General features: G+C 45.1%; 21 protein-coding genes and 4 pseudogenes. 8 read left to right on the top strand and 17 right to left on the bottom strand.

Annotated elements, in window-relative coordinates; all coding sequences use genetic code 11:
• Positions 1 to 52: 52 nt before the first annotated feature.
• The 10 genes and pseudogenes from I3X05_RS05600 to I3X05_RS05555 form a co-directional block, all read right to left on the bottom strand.
• Entirely contained in the window at positions 53 to 649 is a 597-nt protein-coding gene (locus I3X05_RS05600) for a dTMP kinase (RefSeq protein WP_193167182.1), read from the bottom strand.
• A 50-nt stretch (positions 650 to 699) separates the two neighbouring features.
• Positions 700 to 981 carry a hypothetical protein gene (locus I3X05_RS05595; RefSeq protein WP_193167181.1) on the bottom strand — a complete coding sequence of 94 codons (282 nt, stop codon included), beginning with the start codon at positions 979 to 981 and terminating at the stop codon, positions 700 to 702.
• A gap of 14 nt (positions 982 to 995) precedes the next feature.
• On the bottom strand, positions 996 to 1,862 hold the full coding sequence (locus I3X05_RS05590; protein WP_193167180.1) for a viperin family antiviral radical SAM protein: 867 nt from the start codon (positions 1,860 to 1,862) through the stop codon (positions 996 to 998).
• 63 nt (positions 1,863 to 1,925) lie between these two features.
• Positions 1,926 to 2,627: a hypothetical protein gene (locus I3X05_RS05585; RefSeq protein WP_337970996.1), complete on the bottom strand. Its 702-nt coding sequence runs from the start codon at positions 2,625 to 2,627 to the stop codon at positions 1,926 to 1,928.
• Entirely contained in the window at positions 2,618 to 2,968 is a 351-nt protein-coding gene (locus tag I3X05_RS05580; protein ID WP_337970995.1) for a hypothetical protein, read from the bottom strand. The genes I3X05_RS05585 and I3X05_RS05580 overlap by 10 nt, the downstream gene beginning before the upstream one ends.
• Positions 2,965 to 3,456 carry a hypothetical protein gene (locus I3X05_RS05575; protein ID WP_337970994.1) on the bottom strand — a complete coding sequence of 164 codons (492 nt, stop codon included), beginning with the start codon at positions 3,454 to 3,456 and terminating at the stop codon, positions 2,965 to 2,967. The genes I3X05_RS05580 and I3X05_RS05575 overlap by 4 nt, the downstream gene beginning before the upstream one ends.
• Before the next feature lie 90 nt (positions 3,457 to 3,546).
• Positions 3,547 to 3,717: pseudogene (locus I3X05_RS05570) on the bottom strand (restriction endonuclease subunit S); the annotation flags it as partial.
• A pseudogene (locus I3X05_RS05565) lies at positions 3,718 to 4,050 on the bottom strand (hypothetical protein); the annotation flags it as partial. It abuts the pseudogene before it with no gap.
• Positions 4,051 to 4,453: 403 nt separating this feature from the next.
• Positions 4,454 to 4,855, bottom strand: coding sequence for a thiol-disulfide oxidoreductase DCC family protein (locus tag I3X05_RS05560; RefSeq protein WP_045568890.1), 402 nt, complete (start codon positions 4,853 to 4,855; stop codon positions 4,454 to 4,456).
• Positions 4,856 to 5,019: 164 nt separating this feature from the next.
• A complete protein-coding gene (locus I3X05_RS05555; protein WP_045568891.1) occupies positions 5,020 to 5,235 on the bottom strand; it encodes a VF530 family DNA-binding protein in 216 nt (71 codons plus the stop codon).
• A 673-nt stretch (positions 5,236 to 5,908) separates the two neighbouring features.
• Between I3X05_RS05555 and I3X05_RS05550 the strand changes: the two genes are divergently transcribed.
• Positions 5,909 to 7,468: a methyl-accepting chemotaxis protein gene (locus I3X05_RS05550; RefSeq protein WP_193277785.1), complete on the top strand. Its 1,560-nt coding sequence runs from the start codon at positions 5,909 to 5,911 to the stop codon at positions 7,466 to 7,468.
• A 201-nt stretch (positions 7,469 to 7,669) separates the two neighbouring features.
• Here the strand turns inward: I3X05_RS05550 and I3X05_RS05545 are convergent.
• Positions 7,670 to 8,146: pseudogene (locus tag I3X05_RS05545) on the bottom strand (transposase); the annotation flags it as partial.
• A gap of 262 nt (positions 8,147 to 8,408) precedes the next feature.
• On the opposite strand from I3X05_RS05545, the gene I3X05_RS05540 reads away from it, so the two are divergent.
• From I3X05_RS05540 to I3X05_RS05525, 4 genes are all read left to right on the top strand, one after another.
• A complete protein-coding gene (locus I3X05_RS05540) occupies positions 8,409 to 8,909 on the top strand; it encodes a fasciclin domain-containing protein (RefSeq protein WP_193277786.1) in 501 nt (166 codons plus the stop codon).
• A gap of 70 nt (positions 8,910 to 8,979) precedes the next feature.
• Positions 8,980 to 9,678, top strand: a complete 699-nt coding sequence (locus I3X05_RS05535; RefSeq protein WP_193277787.1) for a flavin reductase family protein — start codon at positions 8,980 to 8,982, stop codon at positions 9,676 to 9,678.
• Between the two features lie 144 nt (positions 9,679 to 9,822).
• On the top strand, positions 9,823 to 10,404 hold the full coding sequence (locus I3X05_RS05530) for a class I SAM-dependent methyltransferase (RefSeq protein WP_193277792.1): 582 nt from the start codon (positions 9,823 to 9,825) through the stop codon (positions 10,402 to 10,404).
• A gap of 14 nt (positions 10,405 to 10,418) precedes the next feature.
• On the top strand, positions 10,419 to 13,325 hold the full coding sequence (locus I3X05_RS05525; RefSeq protein ID WP_193277788.1) for a DEAD/DEAH box helicase family protein: 2,907 nt from the start codon (positions 10,419 to 10,421) through the stop codon (positions 13,323 to 13,325).
• A 756-nt stretch (positions 13,326 to 14,081) separates the two neighbouring features.
• Here the strand turns inward: I3X05_RS05525 and I3X05_RS05520 are convergent.
• The 3 genes from I3X05_RS05520 to I3X05_RS05510 all read right to left on the bottom strand — a co-directional run bounded on the left by I3X05_RS05520 (position 14,082) and on the right by I3X05_RS05510 (position 16,931).
• Entirely contained in the window at positions 14,082 to 14,612 is a 531-nt protein-coding gene (locus I3X05_RS05520) for a nucleotidyltransferase family protein (protein WP_045568897.1), read from the bottom strand.
• Between the two features lie 32 nt (positions 14,613 to 14,644).
• On the bottom strand, positions 14,645 to 15,178 hold the full coding sequence (locus I3X05_RS05515) for an AAA family ATPase (RefSeq protein ID WP_045568898.1): 534 nt from the start codon (positions 15,176 to 15,178) through the stop codon (positions 14,645 to 14,647).
• 73 nt (positions 15,179 to 15,251) lie between these two features.
• Positions 15,252 to 16,931 carry an SWIM zinc finger family protein gene (locus tag I3X05_RS05510; RefSeq protein WP_045568899.1) on the bottom strand — a complete coding sequence of 560 codons (1,680 nt, stop codon included), beginning with the start codon at positions 16,929 to 16,931 and terminating at the stop codon, positions 15,252 to 15,254.
• 159 nt (positions 16,932 to 17,090) lie between these two features.
• Here I3X05_RS05510 and I3X05_RS05505 point away from each other — a divergent pair.
• A pseudogene (locus I3X05_RS05505) lies at positions 17,091 to 17,299 on the top strand (hypothetical protein); the annotation flags it as partial.
• 3 nt (positions 17,300 to 17,302) lie between these two features.
• Here I3X05_RS05505 and I3X05_RS05500 read toward each other — a convergent pair.
• The 3 genes from I3X05_RS05500 to I3X05_RS05490 are packed head-to-tail and all read right to left on the bottom strand — an operon-like array spanning position 17,303 to position 22,094.
• Positions 17,303 to 20,467, bottom strand: coding sequence for a type I restriction endonuclease subunit R (locus tag I3X05_RS05500; protein WP_193277789.1), 3,165 nt, complete (start codon positions 20,465 to 20,467; stop codon positions 17,303 to 17,305).
• On the bottom strand, positions 20,464 to 21,480 hold the full coding sequence (locus tag I3X05_RS05495; RefSeq protein ID WP_045568901.1) for an SIR2 family protein: 1,017 nt from the start codon (positions 21,478 to 21,480) through the stop codon (positions 20,464 to 20,466). The genes I3X05_RS05500 and I3X05_RS05495 overlap by 4 nt, the downstream gene beginning before the upstream one ends.
• A gap of 2 nt (positions 21,481 to 21,482) precedes the next feature.
• Positions 21,483 to 22,094 (bottom strand): hypothetical protein, encoded by a 612-nt coding sequence (locus tag I3X05_RS05490; protein ID WP_337970992.1) that lies wholly within the window; start codon positions 22,092 to 22,094, stop codon positions 21,483 to 21,485.
• A gap of 182 nt (positions 22,095 to 22,276) precedes the next feature.
• Here I3X05_RS05490 and tnpA point away from each other — a divergent pair, with 182 nt between their 5' ends.
• Positions 22,277 to 22,597, top strand: a complete 321-nt coding sequence (tnpA, locus tag I3X05_RS05485) for an IS66 family insertion sequence element accessory protein TnpA (RefSeq protein ID WP_045569184.1) — start codon at positions 22,277 to 22,279, stop codon at positions 22,595 to 22,597.
• Complete coding sequence (gene tnpB / locus I3X05_RS05480) at positions 22,594 to 22,947, top strand: IS66 family insertion sequence element accessory protein TnpB (protein WP_337970604.1); 354 nt, start codon at positions 22,594 to 22,596, stop codon at positions 22,945 to 22,947. Before tnpA ends, tnpB begins: the two co-directional genes overlap by 4 nt.
• Positions 22,948 to 23,003 lie beyond the last annotated feature (56 nt).

The raw sequence follows: 23,003 nt of genomic DNA, 5'->3' as shown, positions 1-23,003 counted from the left end.
TATTGTGGAAAATCAATGACTCTTTTTTTAAAACTATGGCGTACTTGAAGCCTTAATTATAAACAACGCGATCCATCTTCTCTTTCATTTTCTGGTAAGTTTCTTCCACCGTTAACCCAAGCTTTTCTGATGTATCAATCTCAATAATCGGAATATCAAACCAGTTAAAAATCGTCTTGTAGGCCGATCCCACACAATGATTTTGCGTGATGGCATCACCGTACCATTGAATCTCACCGCCTCTGGCTTTAATTCTGTTGTTTATTGTTTCGGCATCGGCTTTAACAAAAACAATAACGTCTGGTAGCACAATATTATTTGCAATATCAAGCGCATCAAACATCGTCTTCACTTTCTCTTCGCCCAGTAAAATGGTCTGGTATGCCAAGGTTGAAAATAGATAGCGATCAAGGATGACATCTCCAGACTCGCGTGCTTTCGCCACTTCATCACTTTTTAAAAAGTTATTGAGCATAAAAAACAGTAATGCACTCTCCTTAGACTGGTTAGCATCAATAATTTTTCTTAGCTGCTCAGCTTGTTTAAGAATCGCAGAGTGAACTGTGGTATTTCTCTCTTGTGCGTAGCGCGAACTTAACGTGGTTTTTCCACAGGCATCGAGCCCTTCATAAACGATAAATTTATTCATTTTTACCTTCTTATTAATTATTGCTTTAGAACATTCCTATTTGGCAGGAATTAATGTTTCGCCCAATGATCAAACTCCGCATGGCTGACACAGTAGTAAGGGCCACAATGGCAACATGAGCGCCTGACCAATAAGCGATAGTTACGATTGATCCGATAACTCAACCAGCGCCTGTCTCGTTGAATAACTTTTGGTCGCATTCCTCCCACAATATCGTGCTCTCTTAACCTGAGAATCAGCCGCTGCGCTTTATTCACAATGCAACTAGGCGCTTTGGTAATGATTAACGTCATTGTCACCCCCTGTTTATTGGTGATGTTTTGAATCTTCATATCACTGGCTCCCTTCAATAACGCAAGGCAAATTTAGCGGCATCAAACCCCGCTTCAGCTAAAGCGACATCAATCGGCGTTGTGAGCAAAGGGCGACTTTTAAAATAGCCTGACGAGCCATTGCCATTTTGAAACAAAGCACCGTCAGGGCTGAGCATCAAGTAAGAGTTGGTCATGGAGTCGTTATTTTCTACCGACATGCAATGCGCCACGCGCTGATGCCGCTCGACAAAAGCCGCAAATTGCTGATCACTAATGGTTTGAATCGAATCAAATACCGGTAGAACTCGCAGCACTTTCCATTTATTCGGCTGAAGGGCTTCGATCAAAGCGGTGAAATCACCCTCGGTATTATAGTGATTCACCACGGTGTTGATTTTCAGCTCTGTCGCAGGTGAGTGATGTCTTATCTGCTGAAAAATGGCTTGTAGCCTTTGTGCAGAAAGTACATTGCCTGAGCGAGTGATTCGACCAATTTGCTTTTGCACCTCAGATTGGCTGGCATCATAACTCACCCCCAAAAGCTGCAGTTTGTGGCTTTGCTCGGCAATAAACGCATCGCTGATTAAATGCCCGTTGGTGATGATTGAAGCTTTAAAGCCTAAGTCGATGGCGTAATCAATCGCATCCGTCAACCGCTGCTTGAGAAGTAAAGGTTCACCGCCAGCGAAATTGAGCCTGACACTCTGATATTGCAGTTGTTGTTGGATAGGATTAGGGGAAAGAAAGTACTCAGCGAGTTTGCTCAGTACTCTCTTCATCTCATCGACATTTCGGTACAGCTCATTCGGTTTTGCCCATTTTGCATAACAATAATGGCAATCGTAGTTGCACTTCTCTGTGATGTGATAATTGATGACTAACTGATTTGCTTTGTTCATAACACGACTCCTTTGGGTTGATAGGAGTAGTGTTGATTTGTGCACTGCACAAAAAAGCGTTTTTTAGTCCGGTAAGAAATTTAATAGCGCGTTGAAACTTTGCGCTTCTTGATACTCTCTACGAACCTTTTGCACAAGCTCCGCTAACCCCATATCACCTTGTAAAAGTGCCAAATCTACTTGGTCGGCGAGTTGAGCTGCCGCCAAGAGATCTTGCTCTAACCAGCAGAGCAAGATTTGTTCTTTGTGAGAGAGAGAAAGGCGCTGCGATCTGAGCAATTGGTACAGCAAACCAGTATTTTGCATCGCCAGATCCACTTGCGGCAAACGTTGATCGGCAAATGGGCAAACTAAGCGAGACTCACGCAAATTGAACGCATCGTCGCGCAACTGGCTGAGAAATTGCTGCGCCGCCTGAGATAAATGCATCACCTCAGTGACGGCTTGCGCTTTTAGTAGCACTTCCTCACACAGAGCGGCATTGGTGACTCGCTTTGCTGAATCTTCAAAAATTGCTTTAACCAATTTCGGATCATTAAAAAAACCGTCCAGCACCAGCGCGTTAAACAAGCAATCTAGCGCCTGAGATTTGAGCCATTTTTTACTACGCTTACCCATACTGGCATCGCTAAATCCTTCATCAACAACCGATGATGGCGGAATAACGTTGTTGCGCAGATACGCATTAGCTTTCAAGCGTAGAGGTTCACTATTTTCAAGTCCAAATAGGGCTTTGACCGCCTGATTGGTATTCCTTAACGGCATACTGCCCGCTCCAGTAGGCGACTCTCGGAATAGCGGTCTACGTCTTTAATCGAGGCAATCACTTGCGCAGCACGATAGACGGACGGCCTAGAAGAATAACATGTGCTGTTGGTATGCATAATCGCACCAAGGCAATAGCCGGCAAGAAAGCTCTCTTCTTTTGAAGTGGTGAGAAATGCCCCAAAACGTGGTTGATTTTTTTTCTCGTAGAGCTCGGTGTACTCCTGACAAGCAGAGATCAAAAACTCGGCGCTGCCGGGCTTTGCATCGGAATGCATCAAAGCATGGCTTGGCGCAGCAAACAAGAAAAGCAAAGCGGTTAAGTAATGGATAGATTTCATTGTACCGCTCCTTGCGTATTGGCAACTGGTGTTGTTGATAGTTGTTGATTCGGCAGTTTACTCACTCGGTAATAGCTATAACCAAAAACGGCAACACTGCAAAGATATTCGATAATCTCAACCAAAGGCTCTACCGGTTGCTCCCAGTCATAAGCAAAAAACTTAATGGCGATCACAACTAACCCGATAGAAAATAACCCCAAATAGGCTTGATGAACCCATGGCGTGATAATTTTTCGCACCAAAGGCGCGTCACTTCGCCGGCACAGTTGGACATAGCGATAAAAATAGATCACCAAGAAAACAATAAACGACGTTTCAATAATATCTAACTCTGATAACGAGAAAGCGTATTCAAACATCCCTAATGGAACCAAGAATAAATACAGGGCAAGACCAAATAGAAACAGGCTAATTAGCCATAGCCATTTAAAGAAGAGTTTTACTCCATGCCAAACCTTGGGAAGAGTCAGGGTATTTTTTTGCATAATGTTAGCCAACGTGTTGATTTTTATTGGTGATGATATGGCTTGAAGCGACGCCGTATGCATTGCCGATCCAAGCCGGATTCGATTAGTTTATCCTTGTTTTACGGCCTGCTTTGCGGTCTTTTTCGCCGCTTTCGCCAGTTGCTCGGCCTCAATGCGCGCCTTGGCAATGCGCTCAAGCAGCTTATCGGCGGGCTCGTCGTTTGGGTCTTGCGCCACCAGCTCACCGCGGAAGGCGTTGGCCAAAATGCTTTGCGTGAGGTAGATGGGCATGTCGCGCAGTTGGTTGATCTCTTGCTTTAAGTGCTCAAGGTGGCTGACTAAGTTGCTGGCTTGATTAAACACCTCTGCCGACCACTTTGGCCCTTTTTCTTTCAATAGTTTGGCGAGATGAGTGAAATCGCACCCCGCAGCCGACTGGCAGAGTTCATCGATGTGTTTGATGTGGGCTTGCAACGTTTTCGATTTATCGCGGCTAAATTGTGCATGGCTGATAATCCGTTGCAACTTGGCAGTGAGCTGCTCGTGGCTATGCTCGGCAAAGCTGCAACCATCCGCTTCCAAGGTGTGGTAGGTTTCTGAATCGGTGGACTCGCCAAAAATCCGCAACTTAACCAGCGTGGTATTGGGGTCATCTGGGTAATTTTTTTCGGCGGCGCGAGCTATCGAGAATAGAAAATCGTTCACGCCTTGCAAGAATTTGAAATTAGAGTGCGACATACCTAGCCTGTTTATTGTTCTATCCAGCCACCGCGCTTTGAAGGGCGATACCAACAAGGCGGTTCGACCACTCACTTCGCCGCTATTGACTTAGCTACTATTGACTTAGCTACTATTGACTTAGCCGCTATCACTTAGATAGGTTTTTAAGCCCATGACTGAACAGAATTTTTTCATACAATATGAAACCGAATTGGCGGAAGTTTATCGGCAATCGGCTTTAGGTGCTAGGTTGATGATCACGGTTGCGACATGGCATGCTAAAAATTCAATGTCTCTACTCTATTTTCTTTTGGCACATACCATCTTGGCAGTTGGTTTGTCCAAACCAGCGCGAGATACGCATTCTGTGTTTGGCAAACAGCAGATAAATGCGGTCACTGATCCCTTTTAAAATCGGCAGACGAGTGATGAAAAGCCAGCGATGTCGATTGACCAAACGCCACGCCAGCACAGTCACATCTAAACCATACAACGGTTGGCCTTGCTGATCGATACCGTGCAAGATAGACAAGGCGTGTTGTTTGTCGATCGATGGGTAGCGGCACATCGCATCCGTATCATACACATCCACCAGCATAATCCGCGCTTGGCTATCCTGCGCTTTTAATGCGCGCATCTCGTTACAACAGAGCGGGCATTGTCCATCGTAAAAAATCACTAAGGATGGGCTATTCATAGGGTTCGGTTATCCGTCGGTTTGTGGTGGTTATCCGTGATACCCAAACTACTTGGAGGTACAGCTTCAAGCAGTTTGGGTATATTTATGCAGAGTTTTACGTCAGCTCGGAGTACTCTGATCACGCTTTAAATAAAAAGCTCGCGACTTCATGGAACGAGTGATTAGCTAAAGGTGGAGATATACAGCACCTCAACCTTATCGCGCGCCCATTGCGTTTTACGCAAAAACTTGAGCGAGGATTTCATCGATGGATCGCTGGCAAAGCAGTTGATGTTGATGCGCTGATGTAAGCCACTCCAACCATAGTGCTCTACTAAGCGGGTAACGATTTTTTCTAGGCTTAAGCCGTGCAGCGGGTTATTAACTTGTTGGTTCATTGAAGAGTTCTCTATGAAATTCGGTCTAGTCATTCGGAGTAACAATGGCTCTGATTATTTCCATGATAATAAACTGACTTATGTTATTGGGCCGGGCTGGCGACTCGGTGAACGAAAGCCAGCCATCCCGCTGTAACTTCAAGGACAAAGAAGATAACCAACTCGGCCAGTGTTGCACTGCAGCGGGGAGATAATTTTTGTCGAACTCATACTATCACAGTCAAGGGCGCCATACTCGTCAATGCACAGTGGCTCTCTTTGCTTGAGCAATATCATTCTCTTCAGGCGTTGAACTCTTCCGACTCTTGATGAGTTTTCGTAGCTAAGGTGATAAACGCGCAGCGAATGACACCGACAATCATGCTCTCACAATGACGGCTCTTCTAGGAGATGACAAACCTCAACAGTATGTCAGACCTCAACCATTCACTGCAGGGCTTTAAGAGCAGCAAACACAGCTACTCTGGTTATGAGGTAAGTTGTGTAAGGCAGTTTATGGCTAAATTAGCGGCTGAATTAGCGGCTGAAAGTCGGTTTGATCAACTTGCGCAAAAATTGATTTTGATTAATTAATTTTCATCTATAGTTAAATGGTGACAACAAATAGCTAGATCTCACTTATGAGACATTATTGGGTTGGCATTTTTAGATAATTACACTATGGGGTTCTGTTATGCGTATCAATCAGCCGATCACCAATAAAGAGGTGCAATTTCCACCTCATTACAATTTACTTTCCACCACTCAACCAAGCAGCATTATCACCTATGCTAGCCCTGAATTTTGCCAAGTTTCGGGGTTCACCATCGATGAACTCGTTGGTCAACCCCATAATCTCGTGCGCCATCCCGATATGCCAAGCCAAGCTTTTGACAATATGTGGAGCCACCTAAAACAAGGCAACTCTTGGATGGGCATGGTCAAAAACCGCTGTAAAAATGGCGACCATTATTGGGTAAATGCTTTTGTTAGCCCAATTAAAGAGAAGGGTAAAATCGTTGAGTACCAATCGGTACGTTCTTACCCTAATCGAGAACACGTAGAGAGAGCAGAGCAAGTTTATCAGCAATTAAAAGATGAAAAAACACCACTTATCATGCGCTTACCTAGGCTAAGCCTATTTCAACGAACAAGCATAGCAACATTGCTGCTCACTCTTATAGGCTATATTTCATCTCTGTGGATTGGTTCAGGGATTGCCATGGGCTTATGTGCGGGTGCAATCATTGCCTGTTTATATTTGCTGACACGCCGTTTGGAAGCCTTAACTGCTACGGCACGCAAATGCTACGACAATCCGATGATGCAATATATCTACACAGGTCATCAGGACGATCTTGCGGAAATTGAAATGGCTTTTCAAATGAAAAGCTGTCAACTCAATGCGGTGATCAATCGGATCATGGATAGCGGGAGTCAACTCTCGAGCATGGCGGAAGATACTCGCCAGTCATCACGAATCACATTAAATAACTTGGATGCACAGGCCTGTGAAAGCGAGCAAGTCGCCGCCGCAGTTCACGAGATGAGTGAAACCGCTGAAGATATGAGCCGTAACACTCAATCCGCTTCCGAATTGGCTGCAAATGCCCAAGCGGCCAGCCAACTTGGCATGGATTCGGTAAACCAAACCATCAATGCGATTGAAAAATTGGCGGTTCAATTAGAAAGTGCGGCGAAAGTGATCACGGATTTAGAACATCACGGCAAGAAAGTAGGGGCGGTATCGGAAGTGATCCGTGGTATTGCGGAGCAAACCAATTTACTGGCGCTCAACGCAGCAATCGAAGCGGCTCGCGCAGGTGAACAAGGGCGTGGCTTTGCAGTAGTGGCCGATGAAGTGAGAGCTCTGGCTCAACGTACACAGATCTCAACAACGGAAATTCAGACCGTTATCAATGAGATCCAACAAGGAACCTTAGATGCAGTTAGCAGTATTCAAACAGGCAAACAGCTGTCAATACAATGTGTAGAAACCGCAACGGCTTCTGGTCAAGCGATGAGTGATGCTCTTCATATGGTGGTCAGTATTAATGATCGCAATCACCAAGTCGCCAGCTCTGTCGAAGAGCTGTCTACCGTTGCAGTTCAGATGAGTCAAAGCGTTCAGTCAATTACCTCATTGTCGCAAAACAACGCCGCATTGGCTGGCGGCAATGTGAACGGCATGGACACTTTGACATTAAAATTGGATGAGTTAGTCAAATTAGCTCTACAATTCAAGAAAAAGTAGCGGCAAGAGATAATGATAGCCACAAGATAAAGTCTAACTAATCAGTGGCAATAGGCGGCGCGTAAAAACCTCTGCTTATTGCTGCTATCAAACACAATTTATTACGCTCGTTCCCATATAAACAACCCTAAATCCTGTACTAAGCTCTCGGTCGTCATCGAGCACGATTTCTCGCAATGACGTTTTCCCGCTGTTGGTGGAACCTAGGTGATTGATGATCAGATGAAGTTTGAAGCCGAAAGACCAGTCCATCGTCCCCTTTCCATGGCAGGCAACACCTTCAAACACTTTATTTCTTTTGGCTCGAATGATGTGGCAAACCTCAATCTTGGTCGAGTCTACAAACTGCATACCCGTAGGCTTACCTAGCTTTGATGTCAGATAACTGCACATTGGCACGACTACGCTAGCCGTCATACCAAGGAATCTCGTGTAACTTAAAAGGTTTGGAAAGTATTTGGTCAGATTACGGCACACATAGAGCAAATAGTCACTCTTGAAATCTCGATAGTGGGATTGGTGAAAGTGAATAAGGATGGTCATTATCTCAGTTGGAGATAGCTTACAGGCTCTACGGCGCTTGAGTTCACCGATTTCGATGAATTGCTGTTGCCACGGCTCAATAAACAACTGACAGAAATCATCGCCATCACAGAAGGTTTCAATTAATTTGTCCATGCTCGTTCCTTGGAGGTATCTGTTCCTTTTGGTCGAATGATCAGATCAGGGAACGAGCAATTAGTTCCTCTGCTAGCTCAGTTTCTTATCCAGAGTTCAGGTTAATGAGATTGCCATTTCTTGCTCCTTCGCTGTTGGTTGAGAATAGATACCGCCACTTTATCTAAAACGATCAATTGATCGGTTAAAAGAGTGTTGCCGTACAATTCCCTCGATTGAATGGAAACCAACGTTTGCAAAATCATGACAGAGGAAAGTACGTATGTTAAAACGCATGTTAGTTACTATGACCACCTTGTTGGCTAGCCTTGTTATGCTGTCATCGGCCCAAGCTCACAATCATGGAATGAAGAAAACCGATATTGTTGATGTCGCGGTTGCAAATGGTTCGTTTACGACCTTGGTCGCTGCGGTGAAAGCGGCTGGCTTGGTTGAAACACTGAAAGGTGACGGCCCGTTTACCGTATTTGCCCCGACGGATGAGGCGTTTGCCAAATTGCCAGAAGAAACCGTGGAAACGCTGCTCAAGCCAGAAAACAAAGACAAGCTGGTGGCCATTTTGACCTACCATGTTGTGCCGGGCAAAGTGATGGCAGCCGATGTGATTAAGCTAGGTAAAGCCACAACAGTACAAGGCCAAGATGTGATGATTAAGGTTTATGGCGGTAAAGTCATGGTCGACAATGCGAATGTGGTGGCAACCGATGTGAAGGCGAGCAACGGCGTCATCCACGTGATTGATTCTGTGATCATGCCAAAATAACCAAAAGGATGACTGGCAACTCTGCTCAAGTGCAGCAGGGTCGCTCCTATTTAGGGTGCATAATCAACTTATGATGCTAAATCAACACGATATCAAAAGCATGGACCAACTTAGCCGCGTCAAACTGATCAATTCGGTGGTTGGCTATAAAAGCGCAAACTTGATTGGTACAGTAGACGCCGAGGGAAACGAGAATCTCTCTATCGTCAGTTCTGTGATTCATTTAGGCTCCTCACCTGCTCTGATTGGCTTTATCTCTCGCCCACATTCTGTTGAGCGACATACCCTAGAGAATATTATTAGCAGCGGCTATTACACCATTAATGCCGTTTCGGCTGATATTGCCCTGCAAGCACACCAAACCTCCGCTCGGTATGAAAAAAACCAATCAGAATTTGATATGGTTGGGCTTTGCGCTCAATACGACCCCGACTTTCCTGCACCGTTTGTGCAGCAGAGCCGTTTGAAAATGGGCATGCGTTTGGTTGAGCGCATCACGATTGCGGCGAATCAGACCGAGCTTGTGATTGGTGAAATTGACCGTCTTTGGCTAGCACAAAAAGCCATGATGCCAGATGGTTATGTCGATATAGAATCGCTCGATCTCGTCACCATTTCCGGGCTCGATAGCTATCACTCAACGCAGCGATTGCATCGCCTCAGTTATGCTAAACCGGATAAAGTGGTGTATCCGCTAACACTGGAAGGAGAGCCTTCCTCGTGGCAAGCCATTGAGCAGCATAAAGCCCAAAAAGGCAGCCTTGACTAGTGGCTACCTGAAATAACACCGAATAATTTCTCTTAAACAGAATCAATAGCTTAATGTCACGCAAACGGCAGTAGTTCCTAGAAGAAGCCTAGCAGATAGTGCAAAATAACCACTTTCATTGCGATGGCAGTACGCTCTATGAACATCACCGACCAATATTACACTGAGAACGCTCAATCTTTCTTCGAGTCGACCGTAAGCGTCGATGTTCAGAAACTGTATGACCAGTTTCTTCCTCATCTTAATCCGCATGGTGCGATTCTTGATGCGGGGTGTGGCTCTGGCCGTGATGCCAAACATTTCAAAGATCTAGGCTTTAAAGTGACGGCGTTCGACGCCAATCAAGCCTTGGTTGAACTCGCTTCTCGCCATTTAGAACAAAACGTCATCCATGCCAAGTTTGATACCTTCCACGCTGAGCCCAACAGCTTTGATGGCATTTGGGCGTGCGCCTCTTTGCTGCATGTACCAGACGAAGAGTTAGCCGCAACCTTTTTCACACTCAGCCAGCTATTAAAACCGCAGGGTATCTTTTACTGCTCATTCAAATATGGCCAAGCAGCTCATATACGCAACGGACGTTTTTTTACCGATATGGATGAAAATAAGCTGCAAGCAACACTCACTGAATCGCCTTTAGCGATCCAGCAAACTTGGGTAACTTCAGACGTAAGACCGGGTCGAGAATCGGAACAATGGCTCAACGCCATCCTGGTTAGACGATAGTTAGGAAACGGTAGATGTCACATCAGTCGCTTACTCTTAAAGACAGCCTATTGACCACCGGTGGTGAAGACCCTCTGCTGCCGCAGTTGATCCACGCGATCAACCATGCGACCGAAATAGAGATTGCCGTCTCCTTTATTCAACCCTCTGGCCTAGATTTGCTTCTGCCAAGCCTTCACGAGGCGATTGAACGTAAAAAGTCACACCAGCGGCCCTTAAAGCTGCGCATCCTTACGTCAGATTACCTGCACATTACTCATCCTATTGCGTTGCGCTCTCTGATTGAATTAGAAGGGGATGAGATAGAAATTAAGATTTTTGAAGCCAATAACCGCAGTTTTCACCTCAAATCGTACATCTTTGTTCGCAGCGATGAAGCTCGGTCCATTTACCAAGGAACCGCTTTTATTGGCTCTAACAACATCAGTAAAACCGCACTCACCGATGCCCATGAGTGGTGCCTGCGTTTAGATTACCAGCAGCCAGACAACTCCCCTCAAGCGGTGCAGTTTCGCAATATCCGAACCCAGTTTGACAAACTGTTTCATCATCAATCTGCCAAATTGCTGACGGATGAATGGATTGACAGCTACATCAAAAGAAGAACACCACCCAAGCTTTCAGCAGTCGGTGACACAACGCTATTGGATGATGAAGAATATTCACCCAACTCGGCACAGCTAGAGGCATTGCAACAACTCAACGAGACTCGTCAAAAAGGTAATGTGCGTGGTTTGGTCGTGATGGGCACTGGCATGGGGAAAACGTGGTTATCTGCGTTTGATGCCAAACAACTGGAAGCGAAACGCGTTCTGTTCGTTGCTCACCGCGAAGAAATCCTCACTCAAGCACTGATGACTTTCGCGAAACTTTGGCCGCAAAAATCCGCAGGCTACTATCACGGTAAGAGCAAAGAAAGAAACAAAGAGATGCTGTTTGCCTCAGTGCAAACTTTGGGTAAAGTAGCACACCTCAAACACTTTTCGCCCGATCATTTTGATTACATCGTGGTTGATGAGTTTCATCATGCCAGCGCCAAAACCTATCTCAATATTCTCAATTACTTCGAGCCTAAATTTTTACTTGGGCTAACAGCGACTCCAGAACGGACAGACCAAGCGAACATCCTCTCACTTTGCCACGACAACTTAGTCTTTGAACGTAACTTGGTGCATGGTATCGATGATGAAATTCTGGTGCCTTTTCACTACTACGGCATTTGGGATGATTCGGTCGATTATCAAGAGATCCCATGGCGAAATGGCAAATTTGACCCCACCGCCCTTGACGCCCAATTTGCAACCACACGACGTGCCAAACATATTTTCAAACATTGGCAAAACAGGCAACAAACTCGCACCTTGGCGTTTTGTGTATCCAAAAAGCACGCGGATTTTATGGCGCAGCAGTTCAATCAAACTTTTGCAGATCAAGGCTTGAAGGCGCTTTCTGTACACAGTGATTCCTCCGTTCGTCGTAATGAAGCGTTAAGCATGCTGGATAAAGGAGAAATACACGTTCTCTTCTCGGTTGATCTGTTCAATGAAGGGACAGATTTGCCCTCAATCGATACTGTGTTAATGCTGCGCCCAACTGAATCCAACATCGTTTTCATTCAGCAATTGGGCCGAGGACTTCGTCGTCACAAGAGCAAATCACACTTGGTGGTGTTGGATTTCATTGGCAACCATCGCTCGTTTTTGAACAAGAAAGACATTTTAGGGATCAGCGCATCAAGCTCACTTGAACAACTGAGTGGAAAGTCACAAACACGGCCCGAGTTAGGCAAAGGTTGTTTTACCAACATTGATCCGCAAATCATCGACTTTTGGCAAACGCTGACCAAGCAGCTTCGCTATTCAGCTCAAGAAGAGTTTGAAGATTTGACCAATCACTTGGGCCATCGCCCTCGTGCGGTCGAGTATTACCGAGCGGGTTACGACCTTGCCAAAGTGAACAGGCAGTACGGCAGTTGGCTAGTGCTGGTCGCAAGTATGGACAAGGATCCGGAGTTAGATTACCTCGTTCGCGAGCATCGTGACTTCTTTGCCAACGCCATCCAAAAAGCGAGCATGAACAAGAGTTTTAAAGCGATATTACTTGAAGCCTACCTCGAACTGGATGGGTTCAGAGATGCCCCGAGTATCGAAGTGCTCGCTAGTAAAAGTTGGCACGTACTCTCTCGTTATCCCAAGCTAAAGGCATCCGATCTGTCAGAGGACAACCTACGCCTAAGCGCAGATTCTCCGGCATGGCTAAAATATTGGCGCGGTAACCCTATCAAGGCGTTTTTAGGTGAAAACAAAACCAAGAGTCGCGCTTGGTTTAAGCTTGTCGACGGAAAGCTCAAAGCAGACCTTGATGTTGCCCCACCGCACTTGCAAGCGTTCCATGACTTTGTCAAAGAGCTCGTGGACCTACAACTTGCTCAATATTCAGACAGGCCACCTAAACAGACACATCAAGCGGTAGTGCAACCGACCACTCAAGCAGAGGCTGCCAATGAAGGAACCTTGTTGCCCTACTACCCAAACCTCAAGATTGCTTGTGGTCATTTTAAGACTGGCTCCCATGAAGAGGTTGAACACATGTCCGTCGACATGGCTAACCTCAATGCTCAAAAACATTTCTTAGCCAGAGCCTCTGGCAATTCCATGAACGGGGGCAAAACACCCATATTAGATGGCGATTTGCTGTTACTCGAGTTTGTGACGCCAATATCCGCTGGCTCCATCACTGGCAACACCATGGCAATCGAAATCCAAGATAGCTCGGGCGAGAATCAGTATCTGTTGCGTGTCGTACAGAAGGATGCACAAGGGCGCTACTGGTTAAAAGCGAATAACCCAGATTACGAGTTAATGCCCGCTAACGATTCGATGAAGACATTTGCGAGGCTGAAAAATATTATTACTGAGTAACCAAAGCGTGTTCCGTTGTTTGTTTTACTAGGCCATGTAGGACAAATTAGGCTTGTGGCACTTAATATGAACATATCTGGCGATTGTGACTTGATACCAAGCCACAATCGTCATAAATGGATGAGACTCTAAGCGTAAACCGAAGTGCGGAGTGTATGTTGTTAGATAGATAAAAGAACCTTCATACTATCTAAACTACACCTAAATCGCGGATAGTGTAGAACAACACTAGACACTTTCGGACATAACTCATTGATTTTGATAATCTTAAGGCGTAAAAAAAGACGCCCTAGGACGTCTTTTTTTAGAATGTGGCGGGAGTGAGACAGCAGGATTGATCCATCAATTCATTGATTTTAATAACAATTATTGAATCGAAGATCAAAAAGTATTACTTCTGGTATTACTTTGAGAAAACTATGAAAAATAGAACCTAAATCACATTAATTACTGTGAAAAAATCGTCATAAAAACCATGATGTTAAGAAGATTTCCTGAAGTTTTTTACCTCTATAAGCATCACTTTCTTTTCTTTGCTCACTTTTCTACAGCATTGATCGGAAAATCTGCAATTTTGTCTACTGGGTATATTCACTGGCTTTGGCAAAATCACTGCTTTTCATCGCCTGCCAATAGGCTAAAACGACCTCTTTTGCTTCCATTATTCTCTCCACTCCATGAATTGATAGAAATGATTGATGCAGATTCAGAGTCAGCAGCATCACGGTAAAGGCAAGCCCAAGCAGCACCTTGTTGTTACGACATCACCACTAATTTAGGCCAGCGGGCCCCCCATCCTTTTGAAGTGACGCGGTGTTCAAACGTTGCCAAACAACGCTTTGGATTGTGCGTGATATACCCACGAAATAGAGATTCAAGCCCAAAAGCCGAAACACATTCATAGTGATCTGCCGCCACTTGCCGAACGGCCACCGCCGTTTCTTTCTCTGGCCAATAACGCATGGCGTCTACCGCGCTTTGATACGGCTCATCACCGTTACGAAGATGCATTTTGGCTTGATTGCGAACCTGCCAATTGAACTGCGGCATACGCGCCTTCAAATGCGCTTCATATTGCAGATAAGCATCGGGGTTAGACTCTGTGGGATCAAAGTAGATCACATCAACATCATTCAAGGGAGTGACGAAACCGTGTAATGAATCCCACACCAAATTTCGCACAAAGCCTGCGGCGATATAGCACTGAGGCAATGATAACTCGGCCACATGGCCTAACGCCTCTGTTCTCATTCGGTCTTCTTTGATGAGGGCAATGAGCTTATCCATCTTCTCCCCAAGGCATAACGCCATACTAAAGATTAGGGTTTGAGGTTGTTTAAAATAAATTCCGCTCGCTCTCGAACGGAGACCATCGGCACTTCAAGCAAATCGTAACCAAACTGCGTGTAGGCACTCACCATTTCGCGATACGTAGCAACGGCTTCTTTAAAATCTTGCTTTCGCTCTCGATCATTTTTATAGATCGATTCCCACGGCGGGAAAATAAACACCTTACGGTCATACCTCAACTCACAACATTTCGTGGATAAAAGCGTCGAAATGGGTAAGTTTTCAAGCTTACTGTAGCCATAGCAGTCAATAATGCTTCTATCATAAAAAGTGGTTACCGCATGCCCAAAGTCGTCATAGTGTTTGATTTCTTCAGCCACCATTTGGTCGCGAAAGGCCAATTTGTCCAACCAAGGTAACGCGCTACCTTGAGCTTGCATTTGTGCTTGGATGACTTTTCGCCCCACTTCGGGGGCGCTTGGGTAACCTAAGTTATTGAGATATTCGATAACGGAGGTTTTGCCCGCCCCGGGTCCACCGGTAAACACAACTCGATGATTCAAATGAACCTCCTAGGTGATCGTCTCTTTGTTGGAATGCAAGTAGGCGATTTAAAGCCTTTCCTATATCAACAGGTTATAAATAGGCGGCGTAGTGTTGTTTTAACAACGTCAGCATATTGCGCTTACGTTTATAACTTTGTGCCAACGAAGCTATTTCAACATAGAACTGCGCCAACTCCGTAGGGTGCGATTTAAGCAATTCTTCGATTTTTTGTAAAAGCGTTAACGCTGTGGCATAGGCTTCATTGCTCGTCTGCTCAATCTGCAACGTGACAACGCGAAGGTAGTAGCTGAGTGCATGGTTTGGCTTATCATGCACCACAAGATCAGCCAATGTTAGCAACGCATTGGTGGACACTTTATTGCTTGCCACCCATTCACACGCTTGGTCAAATTGCTGGTTGTCGATATAGAAAAGCACCAAGGCATCGGTTTGTTCAGACACACGGTTAAATGGGCCTGGCAGCCGATAGGAATTCTTAAACAACTGCTCAACACGGGAAAGAAACTCAACGTCATCCACTGAGTAATTCGCTTTAAACTGAACCATATCTTTATAACGCTGAAAACTGGGTGATCCTTCTAATAGGCGATTGGCCAGCGACCAAGCGGATTTAATTTCACCAAGCTCAACATAAAGGCGGAACTGCGCCTGATCACACGCTTGCCGTTCATACTCGCTCGCAATTTTGCGCGCTTTCGCCAACCAAAACTCGGCTTCTAATAGCGCTTGGTTGTCGATATACATCTCAACAATTTCTAAGAAGTCTCGGCACGTTCGCGCTATTTTTTGCTTAATGGCCACCACATCACGCCAATTTGGGCTTTGTTTAATGAGTGGATTGGCCCATGATCTTAAATTCCAACCACTCTCATCTGGTGAAGCTTGTTCAATCGCTTGTCGACATAAATCGAGGAAGTGCGTGTTGTTTTGCCACACCACGGCAAAATCCTCTTCAATCGACGGGAACACATCAAACTCATGCTGGGTTAAACGCTCAAACATCCAATGCGCTTTTTCTTGCTCACTCCAATTAAGTTTTGCCAGCATGTTAGGCATGTGCTCATTAATTAGGCTTTCAATGCCAAAACGATCGCCACTTGAATCATCGATCTGTTCGAGTACCTTATTCAGCCTTTCCACAAGGTAATTGATGAGCTTCCACTGCTGCTCTGTATCAAGGCTTTGCATCGACTCAATGATCATGCTCAACTGGTCTTCTGCTGAATGAAAATAGGCATGGCTCTCTCGCCAATCCCACAACTGTTCCCGTGGTAAGGCTTGGGTAACTAACTTTTTCAACTCACCGTACACCGCTGGCTTTTCACGTATTTCGATTTTCGTGAGTAGCGCATTCCATGCGTATTCGTCTTCTTCTAGGTAATCAAGCAGCATCTCTAGCCTAGTCTCTTCACCGAGGCTTTGCAGGTGTTTTTTGATTGTCTCTCGCTCACTCTCTTGATTGAGCTGTGGCTGTTCTATGAGAGACATCGCCACTGCCACACTGTGCTTGCACAAGCGTTGATATTGCGCAGCTGGGCAGGTGCACGCAGCAACCAAATCACCCGTGAAATCGAGACTCACTTGATAGACGTTGCTGCCTTTCACCTGTGCGGTAGCGGTATTTCCCATCATGGTAAGTTTGCGCACCGCGCCACTGCGTGAAAGCTGGATACCTTTTTGCAAGGTACTGGTTTCGCACAGCGCCATCAGCTCAACAATATCGATGTCACGAGTTGTGTTAGCGTTCATTGTGTTTGCTCCATCCGTGCTTTGGTTTGTTCTACTTCGGGTGAATTAAGATGTAGCTCGTGTTTCACACCAAACTTTCAATTCTTCGCACCATCTGCTCTCGCTCATTTATCTAATGCGTTGACCGGAAAATCTGCTACTTTTATCCACTGAGTATATTTACGTCCTTTGTCATACCCTCTACTCAACGAGCAAGGTTTTGATTCTAACTCGGTAGAAAAGACCCTAGCTCACGTCGATGATAAACTAAGTTCTCAGTACTTATAACCACACGGATTAGAAAGCCAATGATGTGCTGGTGGAGCGAGCATATAGAAGAGGCCGCCAAAGGCAGCCTCTCCGTTACCTGGACTAAGCTAAGCAGTTGAAAGTCATTTCGTCCATGAATTAGACAACGTCTCAGCCTGCTTCAAAATAAGCTCGACAGCTTCAGCGGCTTTGTCTGGTGGATATTTCCAGCGTTGTAAAGTACGGCGTACGAGTATTTTTAATCTAGCGCGAACACTGTCACGAACTTGCCAGTCAACCGTGGTCGATTTTCTGAGTTTGTCTGTGATTTCGACGGCAATCTGTTTTAGGACCTTATCACCAAGATCACGCACTGCGCTTTCGTTGTTGGCTAGTGCATCATAAAACGCGATTTCATCTGGATTTAACCCCAGTTCAGCCTCGCGCATCATTTCTTGCTGAAACTCTTTGGCCATTTGAATAAGTTCTTCAATGACCTGAGCTGTTTCAATGGCGCGGTTATTGTACTTTCTAAGCGTTTCTTGCAAGCGTTCAGCAAATCTTTTCTCTTGCACAACGTTATTACGTGTTTTCGCCTTAATGTCGTCCTTGAGTAATTTTTCAAGTAACTCAATGGCTAAGTTGCGCTCCGGCATCTGTCGCACGTCTTCTAAAAACTCATCCGATAGCAAGCCAATATTGGGCTTGTCCAAGCCACAAAGTGCAAACACGTCAGCAACGCCTTCGGCTATCACTGCATTATCTAGAATCTGTTTCAGTGCCGAGTTCTTATCGATCTGAGTGCGCTTTCTATCTACGCTGGTAAATTTGCTGATAGCGGCCTTAATGGCTGAATAAAAGGCGATTTCTTTCCTTAGCTCTTTAGCCTCATCCAACGTACTGCATAGTGAGTAAGATTTCGTCGCTGCCAACACTAAGTCTAAGAAACGCTTTTTACCATCGTCTAAGCCGAGCACATAGTTAGCGGCAGGCACCAATAGTTTGTGCGCTTGTGTTTCATACCCCGATATGTCCAAACCATCGGATTTTGGTGTTTTACCGAACATGCCACGGATAGCATCCATTTTTTCTAAAAGAATGGAAAACGCTTCTTCTGCATTGAGTGTTGGCTCGCCTTTACCTTTAGAGTCTGTATAGGTTTTTAAAGCTTGCTTAAGCTCATTGGCTATACCGATGTAATCAACGACTAGACCGCCAGGCTTGTTTTTAAACACGCGGTTAACCCGAGCAATTGCCTGCATCAGGTTATGGCCTTTCATCGGCTTATCGATATACATGGTATGACAACAAGGCGCATCAAACCCCGTTAACCACATGTCCCTGACAATGACGAGCTTCAGTGGATCATTCATATCTTTAAAGCGCTTTTCTAAACGTTTTTTGGTTTTCTTGTTGTAGATATGCGGTTGCAACAATGGCTTATCTGATGCACTGCCCGTCATCACAATTTTAATCGCCCCTTTTTCAGGGTCATCCGAATGCCATTCGGGGCGCAATGCAATAATCTCATTGTAGAGGTGGGCACAGATATCACGGCTCATGGCCACTATCATGGCTTTACCATCCATAGTGGCATTGCGTGTCTCAAAGTGCTCGATCAAGTCCGCCGCAACTTGGCTTAATCTAGGCGTCGCACCAACAAGCTTTTCAAGACGGCTCCATTCCCCTTTGGTTTTCTCACGGTTGCTAACGTCCTCTTCATCCTCGACCACTTCATCAACTTGAGCGGACAACTCGGCGATTTCAGCGTGGTTCAAATCAAGCTTGGCAAGGCGTGACTCATAATAAATAGGCACAGTTGCGCCATCATCTACGGCATCTTGAATGTCGTAGATAGACACATAACCACCAAATACAGCGCGGGTGTCTTTGTCATCGATTGAAATAGGTGTGCCAGTAAAACCAATAAAAGAAGCATACGGAATGGCATCGCGCATATGCTTGGCATAACCAAACTTATATTGGCCATCGGCACTCAGTGTTGCTTTAAGGCCATATTGACTGCGGTGTGCTTCATCCGAGATAACAACTATATTGTGTCGGCCATTCAATACTGGGTGGTGATTTTCATCATCCAGAAGCGCAAACTTTTGCACTGTAGTAAAAATAATACCGCCCGATTCACGCTCTGCCAGTAATTGGCGCAGCGCGTCACGGTCGCTGGCTTGCACAGGGGTTTGCTTTAACAGCTCCACGGCATTACAGAACGTGGCAAACAGCTGGCCATCTAAGTCGTTGCGGTCGGTAACGACTATCAGCGTTGGGTTATTCATAGCCTTTTGCTGAAGTAACATACCGGCATAGCAACACATTGAAATACTTTTGCCGCTGCCTTGAGTATGCCAAACCACACCGGCTTTTTTACTGCCAGGTACAACTTCATCAGCATAAGTTGCCCTTTTCTCAGTTACACCATCGATGTGCTGCGCCGCAATGACCGTGGCCTTTACCGCTTCACGCACGGCATGAAACTGGTGGTAACCGGCAATCTTTTTGATGATCGTCTCACCGTCTGTTTCAAACAATACAAAAAATCGTATGTAATCCAGCAGCAACTCGCGGTCAAAGAAACCGCGAACCATGGTTTCTAGCTGCCACTCCAGTAGCGGTTTATCATCTTCATTTTTAATCGTGCGCCAAGGCATAAACCGCTCTTGGTTGGCCGTTAGTGAGCCTACCCGAGTGGTATAACCATCACTGACGACTAACGCCTCATTGAAAACAAACAGATCAGAAATCTCATCTTTATAGGTTTGCAGCTGATTAAAGGCATCCCAAATATCGGCGTTTTCATCGCTTGGGCTTTTCAGCTCAAGCACAGCAATTGGCAAGCCGTTGATAAAACAAATAACATCAGGTCTGCGTGGCTGTTTAGTGCCTGTAATGGTGAACTGATTGACGACTGAAAAGGTGTTGTTGCTTAGGTTATCGAAATCAATGATAAAAGCATGATCGGAAACAGACTCTCCATCATCCTTTTTGTATTCAACCGGCACGCCTTCCAATAACAATCGGTGAAATGCGCGGTTATTGGTGACTAAATCCAAGCTTTCTGGCTTTAAAATTATCGCTTTAAACTGCTCATAGCAATGGTCTATCTGTGCGGCAGGAAGGTGTTTATTGATCGTTTCAAATACCGCTCGAAGTTGACCATCCAATACCACTTGCACGTAGTCATTACGCAGTGGGTTGTCGCTATCTGGCGCAATATCAGGGCCATACAAAACATCCCAGCCACCTTCGCGGAACCAGTCTAAACAGAGGCTTTCGAGTTGTTCTTCGTTCATTGATTTACTCCCTCTGTGAGTTTTTCCAGTAAGGCTTCTAATGATTCATCATGATCATCGGTATACCAAATAGGAAAAATATTTGCCTCACCTAATTGATTTTTTCTTGCAATCCTATCTTCACCCTCATTGAGCTTTAAGAAAGCATAGTGACGAGGCACATTTTCAGGATCTTTATTACCAATAATACGCTTTAAGCATTGAATCGTTCGGTCGACGGTCAGGCTACAACCCAAAAACAATAGTGTACGATTGCTGATCGCCTCTATGACAGATTCTAATGCCTGCTCATTTTGATAGTGCTTGTCATATTCGTCTTTGGTTAGTATGCGATTGCGGGAGGAGTTTGCTTTGCCATGCAGCTTTACCAGAACTCGTCTGTTTTCTCCCAAAGCCCTTGGTAGATCTTCAGCATTTGGGCCAAGTAACTCCTCATCAAAGTTAAAGTTAGCGTTTTCGTAGCAACGATTTAGCACGTTATCAAAATTGGTTGTTACCACTGCTTGTTTGAATATTTGCGGCAAGCGTTGAACAACTCCATAAATATCTTGATTCCCGCCGAATGCATTTTCTACATGTTCAAGAAAGCAGCCCGCTGGTAAAGCATCACTAAGCATTTGCGCCGCTTCTTCGTACTGTCCTTTTGCTATCGCCTCATCAAAATCCACTTTACTGACTTTTGTTTCATCTAGCACTTGATAAAGAAACTTTGTCCAGCCAGGGTAGTTACTTGGCATTGACATACCAGCACCAACAAAAGGAATAACTGCGCCTCGAGCGTATATTTCTTTAAGCCTGTTAAAGCGTGCGCGATTGTCATGCAAATTAAGTATTTCATCAGCCCGACTTAGATTTTCTATCTGTCGCTGCTGCAACCAATCGGCAAAGGCTTCTTTATAACCTTCCTCCTCAAGCTCCTTGAGGATGTTGTCACGAGAAAATGTATATCCTGCTACATCGACCTCACCATCTTCATTGAGGTAGTCATGAAACTGAGGAATTAAATAGTCCATTGTTATTCCCCAACTAATTCGCCTGACAAGAGTTTAGGAAGAAGAGCGTCTCTAATCTCTGATAGCGATTTCGATTCATCACCATTAATTTTGGCAAGACTTAAATATCCTTTCGCCGTTTTGTCAAATGCCCTCACGAGCTCTTTGGGATAGATAAGCCAAGCAGTTTCGGCTAAGGCTTTTGCGTCAGCTCTTTGACGACCACTTGTTCCAGTCATAGTTTGAATTGCCTGCTGCCTGAAATTAGTATCTCGAGCTAGCAAATATCCTATGGATGTTGGGTAGCCTTCCTTTGGTCTCATTACAATGTACTCAGTGGAACCCCAACCCACTTGATTGTCTTTTAAAAAATCAACATAAGCAGTTTTGCCATTTTCTAGACAGGGCGTAATTCGTGCTAATAATGTGTCACCGTTTACAAACTTAGTCCCACTAGCCATTTCTCTATCAACAACCTCTATAGCAAGGTGGCCAGTTGTTGGAACATTTTTCATATCAAGATATGGAGCCAATGTACCCTTTTTGAGGGTGCGCCGAGGATTAAAGTCAATAATATTTGCTAGCTTTCCAACCTCCCACCCCTCCGGTATCTCACCAAGTTCAGAGTCTTGCATTGCTGCAGGAAACAGCGCGGCGGTTTGGGCGAGTTTGTTAAATGCCTCGGGATTGCTGGCCTTTAAGCTGTTCAGTTCATCAACAGTTTTGGCAGAAATTACGTAAGCGCATCATAAACCCCGCATTCTAATCGTCTAGCCCGAATAATAAGATCAAACCTCCAACCCAAAGGAGATTTGAAATGGCCAAACGACGCACTAACCAAGAATGGCGAACCCTGTTCGAACACTATGAATCCAGCCAGCTATCACAACGATTATTCTGTGAACGTAACGGACTGAGCCTTTCCACTTTTTACGCTAAGCGCCAACAGTTAAAGCACATCGAAAAACCGAACACGGTTGGCTTTGTTAAAGCAGAAGTCGTTGAAAAGACGACAAAGTATCAAGCCACTCACGTTGTCGTTGCCAACATGACACTACTTGTAAACAATGTTGAACTGAGCATCCCACAAGGCACACCAGCGACCTATCTCGCAGAGCTTATCGGTGCGTTATCATGAAACGCATGCTCAGCGCTCCAAAGATTTACTTGTATCGTGAAAGCGTCGATTTTAGAAAGTCCATCAACGGCCTCGCTGCGATTATCGAAAATGACACCGACTTGCCCTTGGGCAGCGGCGCACTGTTCCTGTTCACCAACAAACAGCGCGACAAAATCAAAGTGTTGTACTGGGATAAAACAGGCTTTGCTCTTTGGTATAAGCGCCTTGAAAAAGCCAAGTACAAGTGGCCATCAAAAGAGCAAAATGAGGTGTTTACCCTAACTCAATTCGAGCTTGATAGACTGCTTTCTGGCTTCACGATTATCGGCCATAAACCCGTTAGAATAAACGATTTTACAATGACTTAAGCGATAATAAAGTCTTATCCACCAAGCATTAACGGCATGATTTTAGTATCATCAAT

Source organism: Vibrio navarrensis, from assembly GCF_015767675.1.
Lineage (GTDB): Bacteria > Pseudomonadota > Gammaproteobacteria > Enterobacterales > Vibrionaceae > Vibrio.
This window is presented reverse-complemented; position numbering and strand designations above follow the sequence as displayed.